The sequence below is a fragment of the Sulfurimonas sp. genome (assembly GCF_027056685.1).
Classification (GTDB): domain Bacteria; phylum Campylobacterota; class Campylobacteria; order Campylobacterales; family Sulfurimonadaceae; genus Sulfurimonas.
Map to the genome: position 1 here is coordinate 1 of NZ_JALUKE010000108.1, position 3,864 is coordinate 3,864.

Annotated in this window: 5 protein-coding genes and 1 pseudogene; all 6 read right to left on the bottom strand. The window is 35.1% G+C overall.

Annotation, left to right across the window (positions count from 1 at the left end; translation table 11 throughout):
* The coding region (locus MVY38_RS04650) for a carbamoyl-phosphate synthase domain-containing protein (RefSeq protein WP_297483997.1) at positions 1-537 on the bottom strand (537 nt) is incomplete at its 3' end.
* A gap of 4 nt (positions 538-541) precedes the next feature.
* Complete coding sequence (locus MVY38_RS04655) at positions 542-1,093, bottom strand: DUF507 family protein (protein WP_297483998.1); 552 nt, start codon at positions 1,091-1,093, stop codon at positions 542-544.
* A gap of 68 nt (positions 1,094-1,161) precedes the next feature.
* A complete protein-coding gene (locus MVY38_RS04660) occupies positions 1,162-1,671 on the bottom strand; it encodes a PDP protein (protein ID WP_297483999.1) in 510 nt (169 codons plus the stop codon).
* Entirely contained in the window at positions 1,668-2,102 is a 435-nt protein-coding gene (locus MVY38_RS04665) for a flagellar export protein FliJ (protein WP_297484000.1), read from the bottom strand. Before MVY38_RS04665 ends, MVY38_RS04660 begins: the two co-directional genes overlap by 4 nt.
* Before the next feature lie 16 nt (positions 2,103-2,118).
* Complete coding sequence (locus MVY38_RS04670; RefSeq protein WP_297484001.1) at positions 2,119-3,378, bottom strand: adenylosuccinate synthase; 1,260 nt, start codon at positions 3,376-3,378, stop codon at positions 2,119-2,121.
* Between the two features lie 18 nt (positions 3,379-3,396).
* Positions 3,397-3,864 (bottom strand): annotated as a pseudogene (gene hisZ, locus MVY38_RS04675) (ATP phosphoribosyltransferase regulatory subunit); the annotation flags it as partial.

The following is a 3,864-nucleotide window of genomic DNA, read 5'->3' on the forward strand; positions in this document are numbered from 1 at the left end:
ATTTGAGTAGGTACTTGAAGTATGTTTATATGCCTCTTTTGTACTCACTTGCTCAATATAATTAATTGCTTCAATTCGAGGAGAATTTTCAAGTATTTTTTTAAGTTCTTCTCTGTCACTTACTTCAGTAGAAGCAATCATCATCATAGAACCTTCACTACGGAGCATTTTTGTAAGGTATCTTGTATCAATGTCACAAATTCCCATAAGATCATTTTCTGCTAAAAATTCATGCAAAGATTTTTCTGCTCTAAAGTTAGAGTAACGGGCTTGATATTTTCTTACTATCATCCCTTTTGCATGTGCTTTAAGACTCTCCATATCTTGCTCATTTACGCCTACATTTCCAATCTCCGGTGTAGTAAATGTTACAAATTGTCCAGCATAAGATGGGTCACTCATTATCTCTTGATAACCAGTCATAGAAGTGTTAAAGACAATCTCTCCGACTTCTGTTTTAGATGCACCAAAACTATTTGCTTCAAGATATGTGCCATTTTCTAAATATATCCAAACTTTTTTCAATGTATTGCTCATAGTTTTACTCCATTCCTCTTTTTGTTAACTCTTCACGGTAAAGTTTTTCATGTAAAATCTCAAACTCATCAGTTCCAGGAATAAATCTGCGTTTATACGAACGGATTTTATCCATTACTGCATCTTCAATTTCTGAACTATCTGCCATAAATGAGGTAATAGCACTATAAATAATATTTTTAATACGATTTTCTGATACATCAAAATGTATTAGATCTTCTTCGTACAGTTCATCAAGTATCTTATGTGCTATGTCTGAAAATCGCTCTTCATAATTTAAGATAACGCCAAATTCAGGTGCCAATTTCTTTTTAATCATATAAAAAAGCTGTCTCTCATCAGCGAGCATATATTCTATTTCATCTTCATTATCATCACAAATTTCATTGACTTTTTCTTCTAATGCCATTTCCTGTTTTACACTCTCGTGCAAAACTTTTTCTGCCTCAGCTGCTACTAGTTCTAGACCTTTTGTCATTACGACAACGCCACTTTTGTTTAAATCAATTGCAACTTTATTTGCGATATGAGGGATAGTTTTAAGAGTCATTTTCATAATTAATGCCTAGAGTAAATTTATTGCGTTATTCTACTGTATTAAATGTAAAAATTTGATTATAAAGTTTATTTTGCTAAAAGTTCTGTAAGTTTTGCCGCTTTTGTTGGATCCATTTTCGTAAAAATCTTTCCTACAACCTTAGGTTTTAAAGATTGTAAAATTACAACTGCATCATCTGTTGGCATATCAGACAAAACACCCGCAGCCGCTCCAGCTTTCATCTTTGAGAATGTTTGAGATATTTTAGATATTTTTGTACTTTTAAGTGTTTCTAAAAGCTTTTTGTTTTCATCGCGAATAGCTTTTATGGCATTCTCTTTCTTTGTTACCTCAGCCAATTTTGTATTCAGCGCCTCTTCTTGCTGATCAAGTTTAGCTTTCTTTTTTTTCAGTAAATTTTCTGTAGCAATTTTAAGAGAATTAAGTGCTTGTTTTTGTTCATCTATACGCTCTAACTCCACTAAAAGCTCCCCTTTTCTCTGCTCAAAAATCTTAGTACACTCAAATATTTTATCACTTGTCTGCAGTGCAAAAAGTGATGAATAGAGAAAAAATAGTATGAAAATATATCTCACAAGGCTGCCTTTTTATAGTTTTTATTTGCATAAGTCATGAGAGCTATCTCATCTAAATCTTTTGCTTCTTTTATTTTTGCTTCTTTAATTAGTTTTTTTTGTTCTTCAAACTCGAGATACTTAAATTTTTCATACTCTATCGTGTCAAATTTAAGCTGCTCCTTTGCCTTTTGCATCTCAGTTTGACTAAACGCAACCCACTCTTGATTGTGTGTTATGAGCGCTCTTTGTACATCAAGAAGTGCTCTATGTGCTAAAAAATTGGAAATCTGACCATCTGTGGGAGGTGCTAGTTCTTGAAGTTGTTTTGTAGAAGTTTTTAAGGCATCTTCTGCGTTTAAAAAAACCGCATTTGCCTTTTGAAAAGCACTCTCACTCTGCTGCATTGTGTTTTTTTTCACATTTACTAAAGAGCTAAAGCGCGTTTTCATAACAGAGGGAGTTCCTTTAAAGTATTATAGTGTCTTCTCTTTCAGGAGATGTAGAGATTATACCAACTTTTGTTTTACTAATCTCTTCAATAAGTTTTACATACTCTTGAGCAGTCTGAGGAAGATCCTCGAATGTACGAGCACCTACAGATTTATCCCAACCTTTAAAAGTTTTATATATTGGTGTTACATTTTCCAAATCAGCTGGTAAATAATCAATAGTTTCACCATTATACTCATAAGCAACACAAACTTTTACTGCATCAAAACCATCAAGTACATCAAGTTTCATAAGTGCGAGTTCATCACAACCATTAAGGCGTGAAGCATAACGAGTAGCTACTGCATCGAACCAACCACAACGACGCGCACGCCCTGTTGTTGTTCCAAACTCATGCCCTTGTTCACCAAGTCGTTTACCATCTTCACCTAAATCTTCACTAGGAAAAGGTCCATTTCCAACACGAGTACAGTAAGCTTTTACAATTCCTGTCACTTTGCCGATGTCTTTAGGGTTGAGCCCAAGCCCTGTACAAGCACCTGCACTTACAGTTGAGCTTGAAGTTACATACGGGTATGTTCCATGGTCGATGTCAAGCATAGTTCCCTGTGCACCTTCTAAAAGTACGCGTTTGTTTTCACTATCAAGCGCACGCCATACCATTTGTGTTGTATCGGTAATAAAAGGAGCAAGCTTTTCATTGTATGCACTGAGTTCCCCAAGGAGCTCCTCTTTTTTTGGAGCATGCAGATCCATAACATCAAAAATAGGCTTATTGAGTGCAAAATAATCTAAAATAGTTTGACATAATTTTTCAGGATTTAAAAGCTCTCCGGCACGATGACCAATACGATTGATTTTATCAGAATAGGCAGGCCCTATTCCTTTTCCTGTTGTACCTATGGCTTTATCGCCTTTGAGTTTCTCTTTTGCCTGATCAATCTGGGCATGATAAGAGAGATTGAGATGTGCTTTATCTGAAATAAAGAGACGACCCTCTAAGCCCTCAAACTGCTCCATCTCTTCTATAATAGAACTAGGAGAGAGTACAACACCATTTCCAACAACATTCACTGCGTTTGGATTAAGCACACCTGATGGAATAAGGTGTAGTGCATACTTAACACCATCAACCCAAATAGTGTGACCAGCGTTGTGTCCACCTTGAGAGCGGCATACCATATCATATTCAAGAGCGAGTTTATCAACTATTTTCCCTTTACCTTCATCACCCCACTGGATTCCAACAACTACATCTGCTTTATTTTCATACATATTTATTTCCCTCTTTTTCTATTGCTCTATGGCTTCGCACAATACATCTGTATATATTGCAAAACCTACTGAAGTGAGCGCTTCATTTTTATATCTTCCACCACGAGCATATACTTCATTTCCTACAATACAGCGGAAGAAAAGTTCATCATAGTAGAGCATTTTTGCATAATAAATCGGTGCAAGCACAACATTTTCAGATTTTATCTCCAGACATAACTCTTTCATCTTTAAAAGTTCTACTTTTATAGACTCTGGCACAATTTCTAAAAGTGCATCAAGTTGCTCGACATGTTGCAAATAGACAAGTTTACTTAACCACTCTTCGCCTATGCTAATAAATTTATCAATATTTATATGTCTAAAGTCATCAATGCTTAATGTATCAAACATTTCAACAAGGAGTTCAGGAATCTTGATATTTGAAATTTGCATCAAAGGTTTTACCTCTAATTTTTCAAAAATATCTATTGCCAAAGAGGCAAC

Bases quoted from the DNA above. Each gene is read 5' to 3' on its own strand.
- MVY38_RS04670 (WP_297484001.1), bottom strand. From the start codon at position 3,378: ATGTATGAAAATAAAGCAGATGTAGTTGTTGGAATCCAGTGGGGTGAT.
- MVY38_RS04665 (WP_297484000.1), bottom strand. From the start codon at position 2,102: ATGAAAACGCGCTTTAGCTCTTTAGTAAATGTGAAAAAAAACACAATG.
- MVY38_RS04655 (WP_297483998.1), bottom strand. From the start codon at position 1,093: ATGAAAATGACTCTTAAAACTATCCCTCATATCGCAAATAAAGTTGCA.